At 45.2% G+C, this 18,271-nt stretch carries 16 protein-coding genes; 6 read left to right on the top strand and 10 right to left on the bottom strand.

Going from position 1 to position 18,271, the window contains the following annotated elements:
• Positions 1-290: 290 nt before the first annotated feature.
• Positions 291-752, top strand: a complete 462-nt coding sequence (locus Nant_RS19840; RefSeq protein WP_054343475.1) for a flavodoxin family protein — start codon at positions 291-293, stop codon at positions 750-752.
• Between the two features lie 71 nt (positions 753-823).
• Here Nant_RS19840 and Nant_RS19835 read toward each other — a convergent pair whose 3' ends face one another.
• The 4 genes from Nant_RS19835 to Nant_RS19820 form a co-directional block, all read right to left on the bottom strand.
• Complete coding sequence (locus Nant_RS19835) at positions 824-2,611, bottom strand: ABCB family ABC transporter ATP-binding protein/permease (RefSeq protein ID WP_054343413.1); 1,788 nt, start codon at positions 2,609-2,611, stop codon at positions 824-826.
• Between the two features lie 127 nt (positions 2,612-2,738).
• On the bottom strand, positions 2,739-3,188 hold the full coding sequence (cynS, locus tag Nant_RS19830; protein WP_054343412.1) for a cyanase: 450 nt from the start codon (positions 3,186-3,188) through the stop codon (positions 2,739-2,741).
• Between the two features lie 85 nt (positions 3,189-3,273).
• The gene (locus Nant_RS19825; protein WP_054343411.1) at positions 3,274-4,995 is read right to left on the bottom strand and encodes a bifunctional protein-serine/threonine kinase/phosphatase; all 1,722 of its coding nucleotides are present in this window, start codon (positions 4,993-4,995) and stop codon (positions 3,274-3,276) included.
• Positions 4,996-5,051: 56 nt separating this feature from the next.
• The gene (locus tag Nant_RS19820; protein ID WP_054343410.1) at positions 5,052-5,888 is read right to left on the bottom strand and encodes a formate/nitrite transporter family protein; all 837 of its coding nucleotides are present in this window, start codon (positions 5,886-5,888) and stop codon (positions 5,052-5,054) included.
• Between the two features lie 467 nt (positions 5,889-6,355).
• Here Nant_RS19820 and Nant_RS19815 point away from each other — a divergent pair, with 467 nt between their 5' ends.
• Positions 6,356-7,018 carry a DUF480 domain-containing protein gene (locus tag Nant_RS19815; protein WP_054343474.1) on the top strand — a complete coding sequence of 221 codons (663 nt, stop codon included), beginning with the start codon at positions 6,356-6,358 and terminating at the stop codon, positions 7,016-7,018.
• Positions 7,019-7,201: 183 nt separating this feature from the next.
• On the opposite strand, the gene Nant_RS19810 is transcribed toward Nant_RS19815, so the two are convergent.
• From Nant_RS19810 to Nant_RS19795, 4 genes are all read right to left on the bottom strand, one after another.
• Positions 7,202-8,137, bottom strand: coding sequence for a porin (locus tag Nant_RS19810; RefSeq protein WP_054343409.1), 936 nt, complete (start codon positions 8,135-8,137; stop codon positions 7,202-7,204).
• Between the two features lie 161 nt (positions 8,138-8,298).
• On the bottom strand, positions 8,299-9,840 hold the full coding sequence (locus tag Nant_RS19805) for a tripartite tricarboxylate transporter permease (RefSeq protein ID WP_054343408.1): 1,542 nt from the start codon (positions 9,838-9,840) through the stop codon (positions 8,299-8,301).
• A 4-nt stretch (positions 9,841-9,844) separates the two neighbouring features.
• Positions 9,845-10,318: a tripartite tricarboxylate transporter TctB family protein gene (locus Nant_RS19800; RefSeq protein ID WP_054343407.1), complete on the bottom strand. Its 474-nt coding sequence runs from the start codon at positions 10,316-10,318 to the stop codon at positions 9,845-9,847.
• 131 nt (positions 10,319-10,449) lie between these two features.
• Complete coding sequence (locus Nant_RS19795) at positions 10,450-11,454, bottom strand: tripartite tricarboxylate transporter substrate binding protein (RefSeq protein ID WP_054343406.1); 1,005 nt, start codon at positions 11,452-11,454, stop codon at positions 10,450-10,452.
• A gap of 258 nt (positions 11,455-11,712) precedes the next feature.
• Between Nant_RS19795 and Nant_RS19790 the strand changes: the two genes are divergently transcribed.
• Together Nant_RS19790 and Nant_RS19785 are read left to right on the top strand one after the other, a co-directional pair.
• A complete protein-coding gene (locus Nant_RS19790; RefSeq protein WP_054343405.1) occupies positions 11,713-13,323 on the top strand; it encodes an ATP-binding protein in 1,611 nt (536 codons plus the stop codon).
• A gap of 41 nt (positions 13,324-13,364) precedes the next feature.
• The gene (locus Nant_RS19785; RefSeq protein WP_054343404.1) at positions 13,365-14,066 is read left to right on the top strand and encodes a response regulator; all 702 of its coding nucleotides are present in this window, start codon (positions 13,365-13,367) and stop codon (positions 14,064-14,066) included.
• Between the two features lie 96 nt (positions 14,067-14,162).
• Here the strand turns inward: Nant_RS19785 and Nant_RS19780 are convergent, their stop codons facing one another.
• The gene (locus Nant_RS19780) at positions 14,163-15,293 is read right to left on the bottom strand and encodes an S-(hydroxymethyl)glutathione dehydrogenase/class III alcohol dehydrogenase (RefSeq protein ID WP_054343403.1); all 1,131 of its coding nucleotides are present in this window, start codon (positions 15,291-15,293) and stop codon (positions 14,163-14,165) included.
• 113 nt (positions 15,294-15,406) lie between these two features.
• Here Nant_RS19780 and Nant_RS19775 point away from each other — a divergent pair, with 113 nt between their 5' ends.
• The gene (locus tag Nant_RS19775) at positions 15,407-16,276 is read left to right on the top strand and encodes a LysR substrate-binding domain-containing protein (RefSeq protein WP_054343402.1); all 870 of its coding nucleotides are present in this window, start codon (positions 15,407-15,409) and stop codon (positions 16,274-16,276) included.
• Between the two features lie 11 nt (positions 16,277-16,287).
• On the opposite strand, the gene csiR is transcribed toward Nant_RS19775, so the two are convergent.
• Positions 16,288-16,977: a DNA-binding transcriptional regulator CsiR gene (csiR, locus tag Nant_RS19770; protein ID WP_076495959.1), complete on the bottom strand. Its 690-nt coding sequence runs from the start codon at positions 16,975-16,977 to the stop codon at positions 16,288-16,290.
• Between the two features lie 233 nt (positions 16,978-17,210).
• Between csiR and glaH the strand changes: the two genes are divergently transcribed.
• Positions 17,211-18,164, top strand: a complete 954-nt coding sequence (gene glaH / locus Nant_RS19765) for a glutarate dioxygenase GlaH (RefSeq protein ID WP_054343401.1) — start codon at positions 17,211-17,213, stop codon at positions 18,162-18,164.
• The last annotated feature ends 107 nt before the right edge of the window (positions 18,165-18,271 follow it).

Genomic DNA, 18,271 nt, shown 5'->3' with positions numbered 1-18,271 from the left:
AGTGGCGTTCTATTTAGGAGTTCTATTTAGGGGTAACATTATGTCTAGTGTAGGACAGCTATTGTAAAAAAGGTAATAGTTTGACACTTCTGCTCCTTAAAGTTTAATCATAAATCGATTTTGATTTGAAGACCGTTTTGTTATTTATTTTCAGGTCTCGGATTTAACAACTAATTTATGATGTGTACTCAAATATACTGACCGGCAACACCGTAAAATGTGCTGAACCGTCAACGCTTATTTAGTGTAATGTCGAGTTAAACGAATTTTCTAGTGAAAGTGTAAAAATGATGAAAACACTGCTGATTGTGGCACATGCTCCCTCTGAAAATACACGCCTAATGGCCGAAGCCGTTTTAAAAGGCGCGCAGCATCCGGATATTGAACAGGTACAAGCACGCTGGATTGCGCCGTTAGAAACGACACCAGACGATGTTTTGGCCTGCGATGCCATTATTCTGGGTACAACAGAAAATCTGGGTTATATGAGCGGTGCGCTGAAAGATTTTTTTGATCGCTGCTATTATCCCTGTCTGGAAGCAAAGCAAGGGTTGCCTTGTGCTTTGTATGTGCGTGCAGGAAATGATGGCACGGGTACTTGCCGTGCCGTAGAAACTATCTGCACTGGTTTACGATGGAGCTGGATTCAGCCGCCGTTGGTATGTCGAGGAGACTGGCAAGCGTCGTTTCTTGAGCAATGTGAAGAGCTGGGAATGACCATGTCAGCGGGTCTTGATGTAGGCATTTATTAGCTGGTAAACGCTGCTCAAAGCTCTTTGAAAGAGCCAAGGCTCGTTAAATAGCTCAAGGCTCTTTAACGAGCTCAAGGCTGCTGCTGTTGTATTTGCCATAGGCGTGCGTAAGAACCTTGTTGCTCAAGCAGTTGTTGATGCCTGCCTTGTTCGACAATCTTGCCGTGATCTAGCACAATAATATTATCGGCATCGACGACAGTCGATAGGCGATGGGCGATCACTAAGCTGGTGTGATTAACGGCTATCTCTCTGATGGCTGCTAGAATTGATTGCTCAGAGCGGCTATCCAAAGATGAGGTTGCTTCATCAAAAACCATAATGGGCGGTCGCTTCAGGATAGTGCGTGCAATCGCTACCCGTTGTTTTTCACCACCCGATAACTTTAATCCACGTTCGCCGACGATAGTGCCAACTCCTTGAGGAAGCTCTTCAATAAAGTCCTGCAGGTATGCCATTCGGATCGCTTCGCGTACCTCTTCATCGCTGGCATCCGGGCGGCCGTAACGTACATTTTCAAAGATTGTATCATTGAACAGTACGGTATCCTGAGGAACGATGCCTATCACCTTACGCAATGAGAGTTGGCTGATATTATGAACATCCTGACCATCAATACTGATGTTGCCGCTACTGGGATCGTAAAAACGAAACAGTAATTTTACCAGTGTGGATTTACCTGCACCGCTGGCACCCACCACCGCCACTTTTTGTCCCGGCTCTATGCTAAAACTGACGTTGTTAAGAATAGGGCGCTCTTTTGCATAATGGAACGAGACGTCATTAAAGGTGATTCGACCTAGGCTTAATACGAGGTCGTTTGCATTCTCGATATCAGTTACCTTGGGTTTAACATCTAATAGCTCAAACATTTTCTCAATGCTGGCCATGGACCCTTTAATTTCACGATAGACGAAACCGAGAAAGTTCAGTGGCATAAATAACTGAATCATAAAAGCGTTTACCAGTACAAAGTCGCCCAGTGTCATGTCACCCGTGCTGACCTTCACGGCGGCCAGCCACATCATACTGGTGGTCGCCGCCGCGATGATTAACGCTTGTCCGGCGTTAAGCGTAAAGAGTGACAGACGGTTTTTGCGACGCGCCAGCTCCCATTTTTGCAACTCGCCGTCGTAGCGCTTAGCTTCGAAGCTTTCGTTGGTAAAGTATTTGACGGTTTCGTAGTTGAGTAAGCTATCGATAGCGCGGGTATTAGAGGCTGAATCCGCCAGATTGGCTTCCCGCACAAACTGGGTTCGCCATTCCGTCGTCACAATCGAAAAAGCGATATAAACAATGATGGCTGACAGTGTAATCAGAGCGAAACTGATACCGTAATTATAAAAGAGTATGCCGATCACCATGGCGATTTCGAGCAGTGTGGGGACGATATTGAAGATAAAAAAGCGCATCAAAAAGCTAATGCCGTTGGTGCCCCGGTCTATATCTCGCGAAATTCCACCGGTTTGGCGATTCAGATGAAAGTCCAGATCCAGCGCATGCATATGCTGAAAAACCTGCAAGCCGAGACGCCGCATGGCCCGTTCAGTCACCCGCCCGAATAGAGTGTCACGTATCTCGCCGAGTAAGACGTTTAATAAGCGAGCCAGACCATAAGCCAGCAGTAAACCCACGGGGACCAGAATCAATTCTGTGCCTTTTGACGATGCCCCGTCGAGCGTATCGACAATATGCTTGAGTAAGAAGGGCCCGACGACACTGACAATTTTTGCCAAAATCAGGCATCCCAGTGCAATGCTAACGCGTTGCTTGTATTCAAGTAGATAAGGCCAGATAACCTTTAGAACCTGCCAGTTAAGGGGAGTAGCGGGTTGCTCAGGAAATCTGCCACGTCGCATAGAGAATCTCGTCTGATAAGTGTGTTTAAGTACATAAGTAGGAATATAAGATCTGAATTAACAGATATATATTCGTCTATTAGACCATGCAATCATCTTATCTGGAAAGTCGGAAAACCCGAACGCCTTAATAGCTTTTATAGGGTAGGAATTTACCTGACAATACTACATTGACGCGATCCCCATTCGGGTTTTCTTCGCGTTGTATATCCATTGAAAAATCAATAGCGCTCATTATTCCGTCCCCGAATTCTTCATGGATCAGTTCTTTAATAGAGCTGCCGTATACATTGACGACTTCATACCAGCGATAAATTAAAGGATCCGTAGGTACTGCTGTTGCTAGTGATCCTTTATAAGGAGCCACTTGTAGCCAGGCGATGGCTTCATCAGATAAACCGAATAATTCTCCAATAGTTTCAGCCTGCGATTTATTAAACGTCATTTGTCCAAGGCAGGCCGCTGTGGTCCATTCTTTTGACAGCTTGATAGCCTTAGCGGCGTCGCACCATTTGATGCCTTTCAGTACTTTGGCAGATAAAATCATTTGGGTTACTTCATCACGATGACTGATCATATTAAATACCTTTTTTGTGTTTATTTAAGGGTAATGATTCCCGAACGTCAGGATATTTATCGACCGCTCTTTACCTGATCAGCCTTTACCTTATCAACAATGCAGCAATGATAATTGACAGAATCAAAGAGATACTTTGCCAAAAAACAACAGGGTTTCGATCCATGATAGGCGGGCGTGTTTTATTCAAAAATGCTTTGTTTGGCTGGCGCAGATCAAATAGAAATTCTGATAGTGATTCGTAGCGTTTATACGGGTTTGGATGGAGGGCTTTTTTGAGTGTTTCATCAACCCACGCCGGAATTTCACGTTCTTCATTTAATACCGAGTTGTATGTTAAACGACGTTGTGCGGCTATCGTTCTGGATTTAGAAACCTGTGTGTCATAAGGGAATTCACGCGATATCATGTGATAGGTGATAACGGCCAGCGAGTATAAATCTGAACGTTGTGATCCCGCTTCGCCCAGAAAATATTCTGGTGCGGTGTATAAGGCGGTTCCGAGTATATCGTTTTGCTCAATAGTGACGGTGGCTTCAACAACGCCGGCTACTCGGGCAGACCCAAAATCAATGATCTTAACCGTACCGGTATTATCGATCATGATGTTGTCTGGCTTTAAGTCTTGATGCAGTATTTCCATACGATGCAGTGCTCGTAAACCTTTGGCTACCTGTTCAATGATGCTGCGTACTGTTTCGAGATCGGGTTTAGGGTTATCGATCAGCCATTGTGCCAGCGTTTGACCATCGACAAATTCTGTCACGGTATAGAGGTAGTTACGTTTACGGGTTGGCAGGCCTGCTTTCAGAACATGTGCGCTGCTGATGCGTCGGGCAATCCACTCTTCCATCAGGAAACGTTCCAGATAGGCTGGATCGCTGCGAAGGTCAATGGAGGGTGTTTTTAATATGACGTGCGTATTGGTTTCTTCATCAAGTGCCAGATAGATATGGCTGCGGCTGGTGGCATGCACCTCACGTAAAATCGTATAGCCGTCAAAATTTTCCCTTGCTTGTAATATATCAGGAAACGGAAGTTCATCAATCTGCTGCTGAATTTCTGTGGAGTTTAGCAGGGGTAAATCATCGATACGGATAATTTGGATGGTCAGGTTATCCTGGCTACCTTGTTCGTATGCCTGGTTGAGGATTACCTTGGCGGCTTCATCCAGACTGTCTGGTTTTTGTTGCAGTGTGTTGATGATGAATTGTGCGTCAACATGCTCATATACACCATCAGTTGCCATTATGAAAATGTCACCTGTCTTTAGCGGAAGAGAGAGGTGATCGAGTTCAAGTTCCTGTTCGATACCTAACGCTCTGCTTAGATAGCTTTTATCCTGAGAGACCCAAAGCCGATGATCCTTGGTTAGCTGTTCCAACGCATTATCATGCAACTTATAAATACGCGTATCGCCCACATGAAACAGATAAGCCGTTGTGGATTTGATCACCAGGGCGCTTAAAGTACACACATAGCCTTTATCTTTGTCGTAATGCAGCTGATCCTGTCTGGTTTGTGAATGCAGCCAAGAGTTAGTCGCTGTTATCACTCGGTGAGCTGAGTTTTTAACGGACCAGGCTTCAGAGGTGCAGAAGTAGTCATCTAAGAAACTTTTTACCGCCGTTTCACTGGCTATATGGCTCACTTGGCTGCTGCTTATGCCGTCGGCCATGGCAAATGCGATACCTTTCGAGCTCAGTTGTGGCTCGTTGGGTCGGTAAAACCCATGAAAGTCCTGATTGGATTCTTTTCTGCCTTTATCAGAACACTGGCCGACGGATACTTTTAACTGATTTTTCATATCTTCTGCCAAAAGCCTCAGCCAAATTATATGGCTGAGGCTATTATCGGAAAAATTTAAGCGAGGCGGGAATTAAATTCTGGAGCACTGGCGCGGTTTTTTGCTGTTCTTATATGGGTGGTGTAAAGCGTTAATCCCGTGAATGCCAGACCGCCAATTAAGTTACCTAAGACTGTTGGAATCTCATTCCAGACGAGGTAATCCATGATAGAGAACTCACCGCCCATAATCATAGCGGACGGGAAGAGAAACATATTCACCACAGAGTGCTCAAATCCCATAAAAAAGAAGAGCATGATAGGCATCCACATCGCGATCACTTTACCGCTTACCGAGGTAGAGATCATCGCACCGACTACACCGAGTGAAACCATCCAGTTACATAACATGCCGCGTATGAAAATAGTGAACCATCCCGCTGCGCCGTATTCCGCATAACCTAACGTACGTGCTTCACCGATAGCAGCGATTTTTTTACCCACCGCACCAGGATCGGTATTAAAGCCGTAAGTGAAAATAAACGCCATCATCACCGCGACCGTTAGAGCGCCCGCGAAGTTGCCTAAAAATACCAGCCCCCAGTTCCTCAGTACACCATTGACGGTGACGCCTGGGCGTTTATCAATCAAAGCCAGCGGGGTCAGAACAAAGACGCCGGTGAGTAGGTCGAATCCCATGAGGTAGAGCATGCAAAAACCAACAGGGAACAAAATAGCGCCAATCAAAAAGACACCGGTTTGCACCGCAATGGTAATGGCGAAAACAGCAGCCAGTGCCAAGATGGCACCTGCCATATAGGCTCTGATCAACGTATCCCGAGTCGACATGTGAACCTTAGATTCACCGGCATCCACCATTTTCGTGACAAATTCAGACGGCACTAAATAAGACATAATATTTCCTCTCTCTAATTGATATTACGCAACTGCTGATGGTTTCTTAAAGTAGTGATCTTTATAGGTGCTACTTTATATTGATGTATCATCATGTTTATTTACTCTGTTAATTTAGAGGAAGCATAAAATGTTCCAATAATTAAATTAATTTTTATATTATTGAAATATATGGATATTTTTTATCTAAATTGTCTATTTTATAAATTTAATGAAGCGTGTTTAAGCACCTTTTTAGTGCGGCTTGTTTTAAAATGTTGCACTGCAAAATAAAAGGGCTTGTCAGTTTGTTCGCGATGATAGTGATGAAGTGGTAATTGAAAGGGTATAAAAAGGTTGTTGATAGAGGAGTATTAATGAGTGATGATTTAAACAAATGATTTTTTTGCACTACGCTTCTCTACAGTCCAAAAAGATTAACGGACAACCATTTTTGATGTTGAATGAGGAGAGAAAATTCTGTGGATATGGATTTAAGCTTGAACCAAACGCGGGTGATTGGTTGTTTGATTGAAAAAGAGATCACAACGCCAGAGCAATATCCCCTCTCTTTAAATTCGCTTGTTGCTGCCTGTAATCAAAAGAGTAGTCGTGAGCCTGTAATGACGCTGAGTGAATCCGATGTTCAGGATATTCTGGATGAGCTGATTAAAAAGCGCCTTATGAAGGAAGAGGTGGGTTTTGGTAGTCGGGTGGTTAAGTATAAGCATCGATTTTGTAACACCGAATTCAGTGAGTTAAAGCTGAATGAGCAGGCATTGGGGATCATCTGCACACTCTTTCTACGTGGCCCTCAAACACCCGGAGAACTGCGCAGTCGTACTAATAGATTATGCCGCTTTAACGATGTACACGAAGTAGAAAGTGTACTGCACACACTAAGCGAACCGGACCATGGCCCTTATGTTGTTCGCCTTCCACGTGAGTCGGGTAAACGAGAATCCCGATACGCGCATTTGTTCAGCGGTGACGTTGATGTTGGAGAGTACTCAATGGAGGCTAATTTAGCAAAAGGACATGAACACAAGGAAAAGGCTGACAGCAGGGTTGATGCGTTAGAGGCAAGAGTGTCTGAGCTTGAATTTGAATTATTGTCTGTAAATGAAAGGCTTGATGAATTATTGAAATAAACTATAAATGGTTGAGAAGAATAAAGTCAGTTTTCGGCGGTAGAGCACATTATTTTAAGGATGTATATTTACAGGATCTCTTATTTCTTAGGTTATCCCTTTAGGTAAGAATGGAAATCCTTTTCCAGATGGACTCGCTTGAAAAATATGAAGGGGGATACTTCTCAAGCCAATCTGATGTCCTTAGAACTTGATTTGTAAGCCAGCTAAGTAACCCATGCTGCTGCTGTCTTCATCCGTATCGCCGATCTCTGCAAAAAGGCTAACGTTTTTCTGTTCTGGGAATTTGTAAGTAACGTTTGCATACCAACCGGTGACATCGTCAACAGACTCGTCTTCGTTGTCGATATTTTGTAGGCCTATCGCCGCCTTAGTGGTATTGGTGACAGGGAATGCAGCAACCAGATTATAGACGTTGGCTGTGTCTTCCATTGATCCGTAATCAGCACCAAAAGTGGCAAATCCAGCATCATAAACGGCACTGACGGCCCACACGTTGACAGAATCAGATCCATTAGCTTGATAGCTTTGGAAAGCTGCTGCCAGGTCAACTTTACCTACTGATGTAGATACAAACAGGTCAGTAGATTGGTCGCCATCGCTGTTTGAGTTGCCGTCTGCTTCAAGATCGGTTGAGACCGAAACGAAGATGTTATCGAATTGTGCGTCGACACGAATAACATCATCACCCGCATCGCCGGTCAGATCAAAAATGTCATCATTGACAACGGTTTCGTAAGCTTTTTCAACGCTGAATTCATCAGTAGAGTAGTTTTGTTTACCAACGCGTACGGCAACATTACCAAAATCTAAACCGAGGTAGGCTTCTTCAAGTTTGGCGCCATCTTCGCCACCATTGGCGGCCCTGTCAAAACTAAAATCAAGCTGACCAAAAGCAGAAAGGCCTTCGTTTAACTTATAGGTGACGCGGTTTTTCAGTTCAAGGTCATCGAATTCGATATCGGTATTCTTATCTTCACCAATCTTTTGACGAAGCTGTACCTGTAAGTCTCCTTTCAACTCATATGTAAGGCCTTTGCCTTCATAAATGGTTGCTGCCTGAGCAGAACTGAAAGCGGTGATGCTGGAAATAGCGGCTACTAATATTATTTTTTTCATTTAGATCTCCGGGGTTTTACATATTATTTTTTTTGAAACGTTTAAGCGTTTTTCTCTCAGGCCCGGCAACTTAAGGCAAAGAGAGCCCGCAGCATTGAATATCAATGCTGGGAGATAAGGGTTGATCGGGTTTAACAGGTCTTTATAAAGAAGGTGGGTTGTTATCCCTCTCCTTCATTGATAGCTACTTCCGGGCCACTAACAGCTTTACGCTTGTTCAGTCGTTCCAGAATGGGTGGCAAACAGAGCATAAAAATGGCCGCTATCATGATGCCCAGTGTTAAGGGTCGTTCCCACAAAAATGCAAAGCTTCCATCTGAAATCACCAGCGCCCGGCTGAGGTTGATTTCCATCATGCCTCCCAAAATATAACCGAGTAGCATGGGAGCCATGGGGAACTCCAGTAACTTCAGAAAGAGAGCAACGACGGTAATCATTACCATCATATGGATATCAAAGGTGTTAAAGCTCACCAGATAGACACCCGTGATTGAGAAGAACAGGATGAGGGGAGTGAGTATCGGACGTGGAATCGTCAGCAATTTCGAAATATAAGGGATCAGCGGCAAATTAAGAATCAATAGCACCAGGTTGCCAAAATACATCGAAATAATGACTGACCAGAAAACCTCAGGGTTATCAACAAACAGGCGAGGGCCTGGTTGTACGCCAGCAGCAATTAAGGCACCTAACATGATGGCAGTGGTGCCTGATCCCGGAATGCCGAGCGTCAGCAAGGGTACGAATGATCCCGTTGAGGCGGCATTGTTGGCCGTTTCTGGTGCCGCCAGGCCTCGTAAGGAGCCTTTGCCAAATTTAAGTTTTTCTTTTGCTGAAGCAATGTTGCGCTCAAGCCCATAAGCAAGAAAAGACGCAATAGTTGCACCCGCGCCGGGAAGAACACCGACAATAAAGCCAAAAACAGAAGAGCGGGCAACAGTCGGCGCGACATGTAATATCTCCTCTTTACTCAGCTTCATGCTGCCGAGTTGAGCCATGCTCAGCTGTGCATCTTTTTCTTTGTGCTTTCCATTGAGGATAGTCATTACCACTTCTGCGAGTGCAAACGTCGCCATCGCTAACAGCAGAAAGCTAATACCGTCGATCAGGTCAACACTACCGAAGGTGAACCGAGGGACGCCAGAGGTTTTATCAGTGCCGACGGTGGCTATCATCAGGCCAAAAACAGTCATGATCATCGCTTTGATGACCTGCCCTTTGCCTGAAAAAGCAGCAACGGCGGTCAGGCCTAATATCATGAGTGCGAAATAATCGGTAGATTGAAAACTCAGAGAAACTGCCGCTAAGGCCGGGGCGGCAATGAGTAATGCTATGGCACCAATGGTTCCTCCGATAAAAGAGCTGTAGGCCGCTAATGCTAATGCTTTGCCCGCTTGACCTTGCTGGGCCAATGGGTAGCCATCAAATGATGTTACAACGGTGCTGGCGCAACCGGGTGCATTGATAAGAATAGAGGAGGTCGAGCCGCCAAATACGGCACCATAATAAACACCGGCCATCAGAATGATACCTGATGAGGGGTCGATACCATAAGTAATCGGGATCATTAAGGCGACGGCCGAAATAGGCCCAAGCCCTGGTAACATGCCGATGAAGGTTCCAGCGAAGCAGCCGACAACAACCATCATTAAATTAAAGGGCATCACAGCTGTTGATAGCCCGGTGAAAATTCCGTCTAACATGTGCTTATCCTCCAAACAGTAGTATGTAGAGTTGCCCCGGCGCCAGATACACATCCAGCAATTGGGTAAGGGCAAACCAGATGCCAATGGCAAAGGGCACTGATGCTAACAGCAGCATTTTTGTGCGACGTTCACCCAATAACCAGTATCCACTGATTAAGAAAAACACGGTTGCTAACAAAAACCCCACCCACTCCAGTGCTAATGCAAATAGCACCACAAGTAACAGCAACTTGAAGACCAGCAGAAAGTCATACCCCCGCAAGCTTAGTTTATTGTTTAGGTCTGATTTAGCAGTGATGAGTAGCCCGAGGGAGAGTGCGCCCCCAAGCATTGCCAGTGCGTAAGGTAATGACTGGGAATTAAATGGCTCATATTCATCCCCTGGCAGTAGTGCAATATCTCCAGTGTAGTAACCGTAGATGACGGATAAGCACAGAAAGATAAGTCCACCAATATGGTCTTTGGTAACAATCATGGGGTACTCCGGGCGGCGAAACGCTCCGCTTTATGGGGCAAAATAGACCTCGGGCCCGTCACTATATTTTTGTTAGTGAACAAGGCCTGAAGACTGTGTCAAGTGACTGATTTATTACGAAAAGTGGCGAGTTATTTAAGGAAACCCAATTCGCGCATCAAGTCGCCTATCACTTGCTCTTGCTGTTCAAGGAAGCTAACGAACTGAGGGCCAGGCTTGAAGCTCTCAACCCAACCGTTACGTGCTCTGACGGCTTCCCATTCATCGGTTGCGTACATTTTTTCAAGTGAATCGATAAATTCATTTTTCTGGGTTTCAGATATGCCCGGTGCGGCAAAGAAACCGCGCCAATTCACAAAAGATGCGTCATAACCTAATTCTTTCAGGGTCGGCACATTGACATCTGCTTCATTACGTTCGTCTCCCGTCATGACCAGAATGCGTACTTCACCTGCCGCAGAGAGCGTCAGTGCTTCGCTGAAGCCCGTAGATAGAACTTCTGTTTCGCCTGACAGTAATCCGGCCATAGCTTCTGATCCACCATCATAAGCAACGTAGCGTACTTTGGATGGGTCACCGCCAGCGGCTTTAAAAGCCATCGCAGCCACTAAATGGTCCATGCTACCCCGTGCTGAACCGCCGGAAATTTTTACCGAGCGGTTATCTTTTTTGAAGTCTTCTACTACCTGAGTAAAGCTGGTGTACTTAGAATCATTTCTGACGATAAAAGCACCAAAATCACCGATGGTTGCAGCAATTGGGGTCAGGTCCCGAAAAGATTGAGGGAACACTTTAGACAGTGAACGGATGACGATTGGCGTAGAGTTCACCATTAATGTGTCTTGTTTTTGTGTGGCGGTTTCAATCAGGTGAGCGATTGCTTTACCACCACCACCGCCTGACATGTTTTCATAAGAAATGGTAGACACAAGGCCCGATTTAGACAGTGCTTCCCCTGTACCACGGGCGGTTGAATCCCAACCACCGCCAGCTCCACCGGGTACCAGGAAGTGAATGCTTTCTAATGCGGATACATTAAATGAAGCGCCTGCTGTTAAGCAGGTGGTTAATACGGCTGCCATCAGGCCTGTACGTGTACGGCTGTTAGGTTTACGCAAACTGGATGTAATGAACATAGGGTTTACCTCACGGATGTTGTCTTTATTTTTTTAATAGCTGCAAGGTAAACATTTAGGAGTTCGTATTAAAGCTTATGAATTTAAAGGATTTTTAAAACTTTAAATTCATTTTGTTCATACTGTTCACGGGTATTTTAAGAATTAGTTGTCTACTATCTAATCAACGCCTACAAAAAACAGGGCGTCTGTTTGGAGTTATCAGAGAGTCCCAAGCGCGTTCTAGGAGAATGCCAAGAGCGTCCCAAGAGAAATGCAATGAATTTGCTACGTAGTTTAAAGCTCAAAAATCGCATGATCCTTATTCTAGGTCTGATGGCGCTGGTGCAAACGGGGTTGATCGGTGTGTTTGCCGTGCAATATTTGCATCAATCCTTGGAAGAACAGATAGGGCAGCGTGCCCTGCATGTTGCAAAAACTATCGCCGCTATGCCGCAGATTTCAGAGGCGGTTTCTCAGAGAAATACCGCTTACCTACAACCGATTAGTATGTTGTTAGCTAAAAAAACACAGGCGCGATTTGTTGTAATAGGGGATAAACAAGGTATTCGACTGGCGCATCCCAGTCACGAAAAAATTGGTTTTTCGATGGCGGATGATGATGGGGATGATGGTGGTATCGCCTTAATAGAGGGGGAAGGGTATATCTCTAAAGCATTAGGCAGTCTTGGCTGGTCCATGCGAGGTAAAGCGCCCATTTATGCGTTGGATCAACAAGAGATTATTGGTGTGGTGTCGGTGGGTTATCATCTGGATCAGGTGGATGGCGTTATCAACCGTTATCGATTGACGCTGGTGGCCGTGATAGGGCTCTCTTTTCTGCTCAGTGCCGTGATTGCCGTATGGTTTGCCAATCATTTTAAGAAAGCTATTTTTGGTTTAGAACCAGAGCAAATTGCGCATTTGTTTGATGAACAAAAAGCCACCTTAGAAACAGTCCGCGAAGGCATTATTGCGATTAACTGCGAAGGTATAATAACGATCTTTAATCGTAATGCTATTAAAACGCTGGGGCTCTCTGAGAACACTCAGTTAACCGGCCGCTCAATTGAAGATGTTTTGCCTGAGTCGGCCATGTCGGAGGTGTTACGAACGGGTCAGCCTCAGTTTGACTGTGAGGTGTGGCTGCACAACGATGTATATATTGTGAACCGCATACCGCTGCAACAAGGTAACCAAGTTACCGGTGTAGTCTCCAGTTTCAGGCGTAAAGACGAACTTGATCTTGTCAGTAAGAAGTTAACGCGTATTCGCCAGTACGCCGATAATCTGCGCAGTCAGGCACATGAATATACTAACAAATTACACACGATCGCCGGCTTGATTCAATTAGATGCCAAAGATGAAGCAATGGCATTTATTGGTCAGGAAAACCAGGAGCATCAAGAGCTGATTCACCTATTATTAGAAGCAGTGCCTGATCCTATTCTGGCGGGCTTCCTCTTGGGGAAATATAATCGTGCGCGTGAAGTCGGATTGCAATTAGTCATTGATCCGGACAGTCATATGACTGAGTTGCCTGATCGCTTACCGCGAGAGCAATTGGTCAGTATTATCGGAAACTTAATTGATAACGCCTTGGAAGCAACCTTATTGCATAAGGGGCCAGGCGGTCAGGTAAATTTATCCATGACTGATCTGGGTAATGACCTTATTTTTGAAGTAGAAGATCAGGGGGCCGGTGTATCCGAGATAGAAGAGCAACAAATTTTTGATAAAGGATTTACCAGTAAAACCGAAGCGGGTCACGGGATTGGCTTGCATCTGGTTAAAGGGTTGCTGAAAAATTTGGGTGGTACTATTACGCTTGAAAAAGGCGATGAGGAGGGATGCCGCTTCATCGTTTATATACCTAAAAGTTATACCTGACTTTAAAATTTTGATTAATATAAATAAAATAAGAATAAAGTATGAATCCGATACGCATAGTCATTGCTGAAGATGATCAGCAAATAGCAGAGATACAACAGCGCTTTTTAGAGCGTATAGAAGGTTTTGAATTGGTCGGTATTGCTCATAGCCTGGAAGATGCTGAAGATTTGGTTGATGTTCTTCAGCCAGAACTGCTGTTGCTTGATATAAACTTCCCTACCGGTACAGGGCTTGATCTGCTTCGAAAACTGAGAGCAAGAACCAGCCGTGTAGATGTGATTTTGGTGACCGCAGCTAAAGAGGTCGATACGCTTAGAGAAGCACTGCACGGAGGTATTTTTGATTACATTTTGAAACCCTTAGTGTTTGAGCGATTGCAGGAGACGCTGGACAGATACTATAAACATCTGCAAAAATTCCAGACGATGGAATCGATAGTGCAAAGCGACGTTGATACAATTTTACCCCACAGTAACATGGCAAAAACCTATGAATCCCAGGAAGTGCGTTTGCCGAAAGGTGTTGATGCGCTTACTCTGGATAAAGTCAGAAGTGTTTTTAGTACAGATGCGGGCGCGCTAAATGCCGAAGAGGTAGGGCTGCATATTGGTGCCAGCCGAACGACGGCGCGGCGTTATCTTGAATATCTGGTCAGTAATAACGAGCTGTCAGCCGAGGTTAGTTACGGTAGTGTCGGTCGGCCTGAACGGCGCTATACACTTTCGCGGCCAAGCCTGTAAAAAGAAAGTGTAAAAGAAAGTGTCAAAAGGAGCTGAATACAGCCTCCCGTCATCAGCCTTCTTCACTGATGACAGCAGGTGGTCAATTGAACGCAATTATTTATCGAAATGAATGACGCTACGGATACTTTTGCCTTCATGCATTAAATCGAAGGCTGTGTTTATCTCTTCCAGAGTCATAGTGTGAGTAATGAAATCATCCAGTTTGAATTCACCTTTCATGTAGCGTTCTACAAAGTCAGGTAATTCCGAACGGCCTTTAACACCACCAAAAGCAGAACCCCTCCAGACGCGCCCGGTGACTAACTGGAACGGACGGGTTGAGATCTCCTGACCCGCTCCGGCTACGCCGATAACGACCGATTCGCCCCATCCTTTATGGCAGCATTCCAGTGCCGAACGCATCACATTAACATTGCCAATACATTCAAACGAATAATCGACACCGCCGTCGGTCAGTTCCACGATGACATCCTGGATCGGCTTGTCATAATCTTTCGGGTTAATACAATCGGTTGCGCCTAGCTTACGTGCCAGCTCAAATTTACTTTCATTGATGTCGATGGCAATAATACGACTGGCTTTGGCCATAGTAGCGCCAATGATGGCAGACAAACCAATACCACCGATGCCGAAGATTGCTACGGTCGCGCCTTCTTCCACTTTGGCGGTGTTCATCACCGCGCCCATGCCGGTCGTTACGCCACAGCCTAACAGGCAGATTTCTTCCAGGGGCGCATCTTTGTTCACTTTAGCGAGGGATATTTCAGGCAAAACGGTGTATTCAGAAAAAGTAGAACAGCCCATGTAATGGAAAATCGGCTGGCCATCTTTGTGAAAACGTGTGGTGCCATCTGGCATCAGGCCTTTTCCCTGCGTCTCGCGGATTTTCTGACATAAATTTGTTTTGCCGGATTTACAAAACTTACACTCACCACACTCAGGCGTGTAAAGCGGGATAACGTGATCACCCACAGCAACACTGGTAACGCCTTCGCCAATCGATTCTACGATACCGGCACCTTCGTGGCCGAGGATGGCAGGGAATATTCCTTCAGGGTCGTCACCGGATAGGGTAAATGCATCAGTATGACAAACGCCAGATGCCACAATACGAACCCGCACCTCGCCTTTTTGGGGAGGCATTACGTCTACTTCTTCAATCGAAAGGGGTTGGTTAGGTCCCCATGCAATGGCTGCTTTAGATTTGATGGTTTTGTTGTTCATTATTTATCCTGCTTAATAGATCGGCGCTTTGACTGCTGATGCGACCATTGTAATAGTTTTTAATAAGAACATAATCTGCGCGAATAGAAAATCATCTTTACGAGAGAGTAATAATGTTTAACTGGGAAGGTGTAACTGAATTTGTTGCCGTGGCTGAAACAGAGAGTTTTACGGTCGCTTCCCGGCGCTTAGGCATCTCCATTGCTCAGGTAAGTCGGCAGGTCAGCGCTTTGGAAAGTCGGCTGGCTACTCAGCTGCTTTATCGAACCACGCGTAAGGTGTCGATTACCGAAGCGGGCAAGATTTACTATCAGCACTGTCGGCAAGTACTGGATGGGCTGGAAGAAGCCGAAAGGGCACTGGCCAATTTGCAAAGTGCGCCACGGGGTAAGTTGAAAATAACAGCACCCGCTACCTACGGTGAAAGTATTATCGCTCCGTTGTTAAACGATTTTATCGCACTCTATCCCGAGCTTGAAGTGGAGTGCCGAATGACGAATCAAACCGTTAACTTAATTGAAAGCGGTTTTGATCTTGCGATCCGCGTCGGTTCATTGGACGACTCCAGCATGATGGCAAAACGTTTGGCTTCCCGTCGTCTGTATGTGTGTGCTTCACCCGCGTATATATCACGTTACGGTGAGCCTGCTTATCTGTCTGAGCTGGAGGATCATAACTGTTTGCAAGGTACGCTGGACTATTGGCGGTTTCAGGAGAATGGCCTGGAGAGAAATGTCAAAATAAACGGGAATATCCGTTACAACGTGGGTCAGGGGTTGCTGGATGCCGCGTTGAAAGGTTTGGGGATAGTGCAACTGCCTGACTATTATGTTCAGGAATCTATCGAGCGAGGACAGTTAACGGCGTTGTTACAAAAGTACCAACCCAGCGATGAAGATGTTTGGGCACTTTATCCACACAACCGGCACCTGTCGCCTAAAGTGCGCATGCTGGTAGATTATTTGAGCGAGCATTTTCGATAGTATTCTCGATGTTACGTGCGGTCTTCCGTCACCTGCAAAATACGGCTAGGGCTTAGCAAGTGTTCCCGAATTAGGCTTTTTGCCTGATCAGCGTCATGCGAAAGCAATGCGTCAATGAGTGCGCTATGTTCTTTTTGGTTGGCATCAAACACAGCACTGTTAACCATGTTCTTTTTCAGCCACAGATTCCGGTAACGAGAAGCTTTCTCGTACAGCGAACGGCGCACGTGCAGCAGCGTTGGCGATTGGCAACCTTCTGCAATCGCAGTATGAAACGCCTGATGGCGACGCTCCCACTCGTGGGGGTCTTTTTCTAACAGCCCTGAATACTTATGCATGGTATGCGCTGCAGCGATAATGCCGGCTTCCCATTCATCATCACCGCGCTCAATTGCCAAGCCTATACACAGCGCTTCGATAGAGGCGCGGGTTTCATAGATATCCAGCATCTCTTCCTTTGAAATGGGATGTACCCGAAAGCCACGCTGGTTTTCAACAATGACCAATTGTTCAATCAAAAGCTGTGATAACGCTTCTCTCAGAGGGCTAATCCCGACGTGATAACGTTCCTTTAAACGTGCCATGCGCAGTTTTTCGCCGGGATAAAAATAACCGGTAAGAATATCCTGCTTCAATTGCAGCATAACGTGAGAGGCAAAATTATCTTTGCTGTCGATGACGAGCGGGACGTTTTCTGGCATTAAGTTAGGCTCAGTTGGGCAAGTTTTCTGATAAAAATAGTAGATGTCTAACCTGTACAGCAGGAATGTTAAGCCTCTGTTTTCCCACAAATAGTGTCTTATTCTAAGTGAAAACTTAAAAATAGTTAAGGAGGACGTTGTAAATAATACTTGACGATATTGTAAAATGTCGACATTATTCATTTTCGCCGACATTAATAATCAAAACGAATACAGTTTTGGAGAAACAATAAATGACAGCTCTATTGCGTGCAGTTGAATCCCCTTTGATACCTACCGGTTTTACCGTTAACCCTCATGAATCAAGCCAGCGTCTCCAGGTGGTTACCTTGAGTAATGAGGTAATCAATGGTTTTGTTGATGCCGTGGCGCAATGGCCAGTACAAGCATTGGAATACAAACCTTTTTTGCGCTTTGCCGTGGCCGATAAACTGGATGCTTTGACTGAACACACGCTAGGGCGTTTTTTGAATGCGACCATGCAGGATCGTGAAACAGCTGCTTTTGTGCTGCAATATGAAGGCGAGCCAAACGTAGAGGCGGGCGAGCTGCGAACAGAATTTGAAATTAAGCTGTCGACTGCTATTTCACACATGATAGGTATGCCTAATCATGATTCTATGTATGGTAAATACTACGCACGCTTTACGGTTAAAAATGAAGATAACTCAGATAGTTATCTGCGTCAGGCGCATCGTCGTATGGAATTGCACAATGATGGCACCTACGTTAATGAGCGTACCGACTTTGTATTGATGCAAAAGCTGGGTGAAGCCCATATGGAAGGCGGTGAATCGTTACTGTTGCATATCGATGACTGGGCTGATCTCAATAAGTTTTATCACCATCCGCTGGCTAAGCAAGAACTCGTTTGGGGCGCACCTAAATCAAAAAATGTAGAGAGTAAGATTACACATCCGATTTTCTTCGAAGAAGATAAAAACGGCAAACCTCATATGCTATTTATCGATCAGTTTGTTGAGCCTCAAAATATGGCAGAAGGGCTATATTTGTACCAAATGGGCGAGTCGATTGAAGCAGATCCTAACTATCTTTCAGTATGTTTACCGGTTGGCTCTATGTTAATTGCACAGAACCATTGCTGGATGCATGGTCGTGATAAGTTTGTCGCGCATCCCGAGCTGAGCCGTGAACTGTTACGCCAGCGTGGTCATTTTACCAAGTGATATTGAATAGTAATAAGCGTTAATATACATCCGAAAATCCGTTTAGCATTTATTGATATAAATTCATATAAATAACTAGCTAAGCGGGTTTTCTGTTTTACGATCGA

It is taken from the genome of Neptunomonas antarctica (genome assembly GCF_001305295.1).
GTDB classification, from domain to species: domain Bacteria; phylum Pseudomonadota; class Gammaproteobacteria; order Pseudomonadales; family Balneatricaceae; genus Neptunomonas; species Neptunomonas antarctica.
The sequence above is the reverse complement of the archived record's forward strand: the minus strand, read 5'-3'. Positions and strand labels throughout refer to the sequence as shown.

Excerpts from the sequence above, each read along its gene's own strand:
- Nant_RS19790 (WP_054343405.1), top strand. The coding sequence starts at position 11,713 with ATGAATTTGCTACGTAGTTTAAAGCTCAAAAATCGCATGATCCTTATT.
- Nant_RS19785 (WP_054343404.1), top strand. The coding sequence starts at position 13,365 with ATGAATCCGATACGCATAGTCATTGCTGAAGATGATCAGCAAATAGCA.
- Nant_RS19810 (WP_054343409.1), bottom strand. The coding sequence starts at position 8,137 with ATGAAAAAAATAATATTAGTAGCCGCTATTTCCAGCATCACCGCTTTC.
- cynS (WP_054343412.1), bottom strand. The coding sequence starts at position 3,188 with ATGATCAGTCATCGTGATGAAGTAACCCAAATGATTTTATCTGCCAAA.
- glaH (WP_054343401.1), top strand. The coding sequence starts at position 17,211 with ATGACAGCTCTATTGCGTGCAGTTGAATCCCCTTTGATACCTACCGGT.
- Nant_RS19835 (WP_054343413.1), bottom strand. The coding sequence starts at position 2,611 with ATGCGACGTGGCAGATTTCCTGAGCAACCCGCTACTCCCCTTAACTGG.
- Nant_RS19820 (WP_054343410.1), bottom strand. The coding sequence starts at position 5,888 with ATGTCTTATTTAGTGCCGTCTGAATTTGTCACGAAAATGGTGGATGCC.
- Nant_RS19840 (WP_054343475.1), top strand. The coding sequence starts at position 291 with ATGAAAACACTGCTGATTGTGGCACATGCTCCCTCTGAAAATACACGC.
- Nant_RS19825 (WP_054343411.1), bottom strand. The coding sequence starts at position 4,995 with ATGAAAAATCAGTTAAAAGTATCCGTCGGCCAGTGTTCTGATAAAGGC.
- Nant_RS19805 (WP_054343408.1), bottom strand. The coding sequence starts at position 9,840 with ATGTTAGACGGAATTTTCACCGGGCTATCAACAGCTGTGATGCCCTTT.
- Nant_RS19780 (WP_054343403.1), bottom strand. The coding sequence starts at position 15,293 with ATGAACAACAAAACCATCAAATCTAAAGCAGCCATTGCATGGGGACCT.
- Nant_RS19815 (WP_054343474.1), top strand. The coding sequence starts at position 6,356 with ATGGATTTAAGCTTGAACCAAACGCGGGTGATTGGTTGTTTGATTGAA.
- csiR (WP_076495959.1), bottom strand. The coding sequence starts at position 16,977 with ATGCCAGAAAACGTCCCGCTCGTCATCGACAGCAAAGATAATTTTGCC.
- Nant_RS19800 (WP_054343407.1), bottom strand. The coding sequence starts at position 10,318 with ATGATTGTTACCAAAGACCATATTGGTGGACTTATCTTTCTGTGCTTA.
- Nant_RS19775 (WP_054343402.1), top strand. The coding sequence starts at position 15,407 with ATGTTTAACTGGGAAGGTGTAACTGAATTTGTTGCCGTGGCTGAAACA.
- Nant_RS19795 (WP_054343406.1), bottom strand. The coding sequence starts at position 11,454 with ATGTTCATTACATCCAGTTTGCGTAAACCTAACAGCCGTACACGTACA.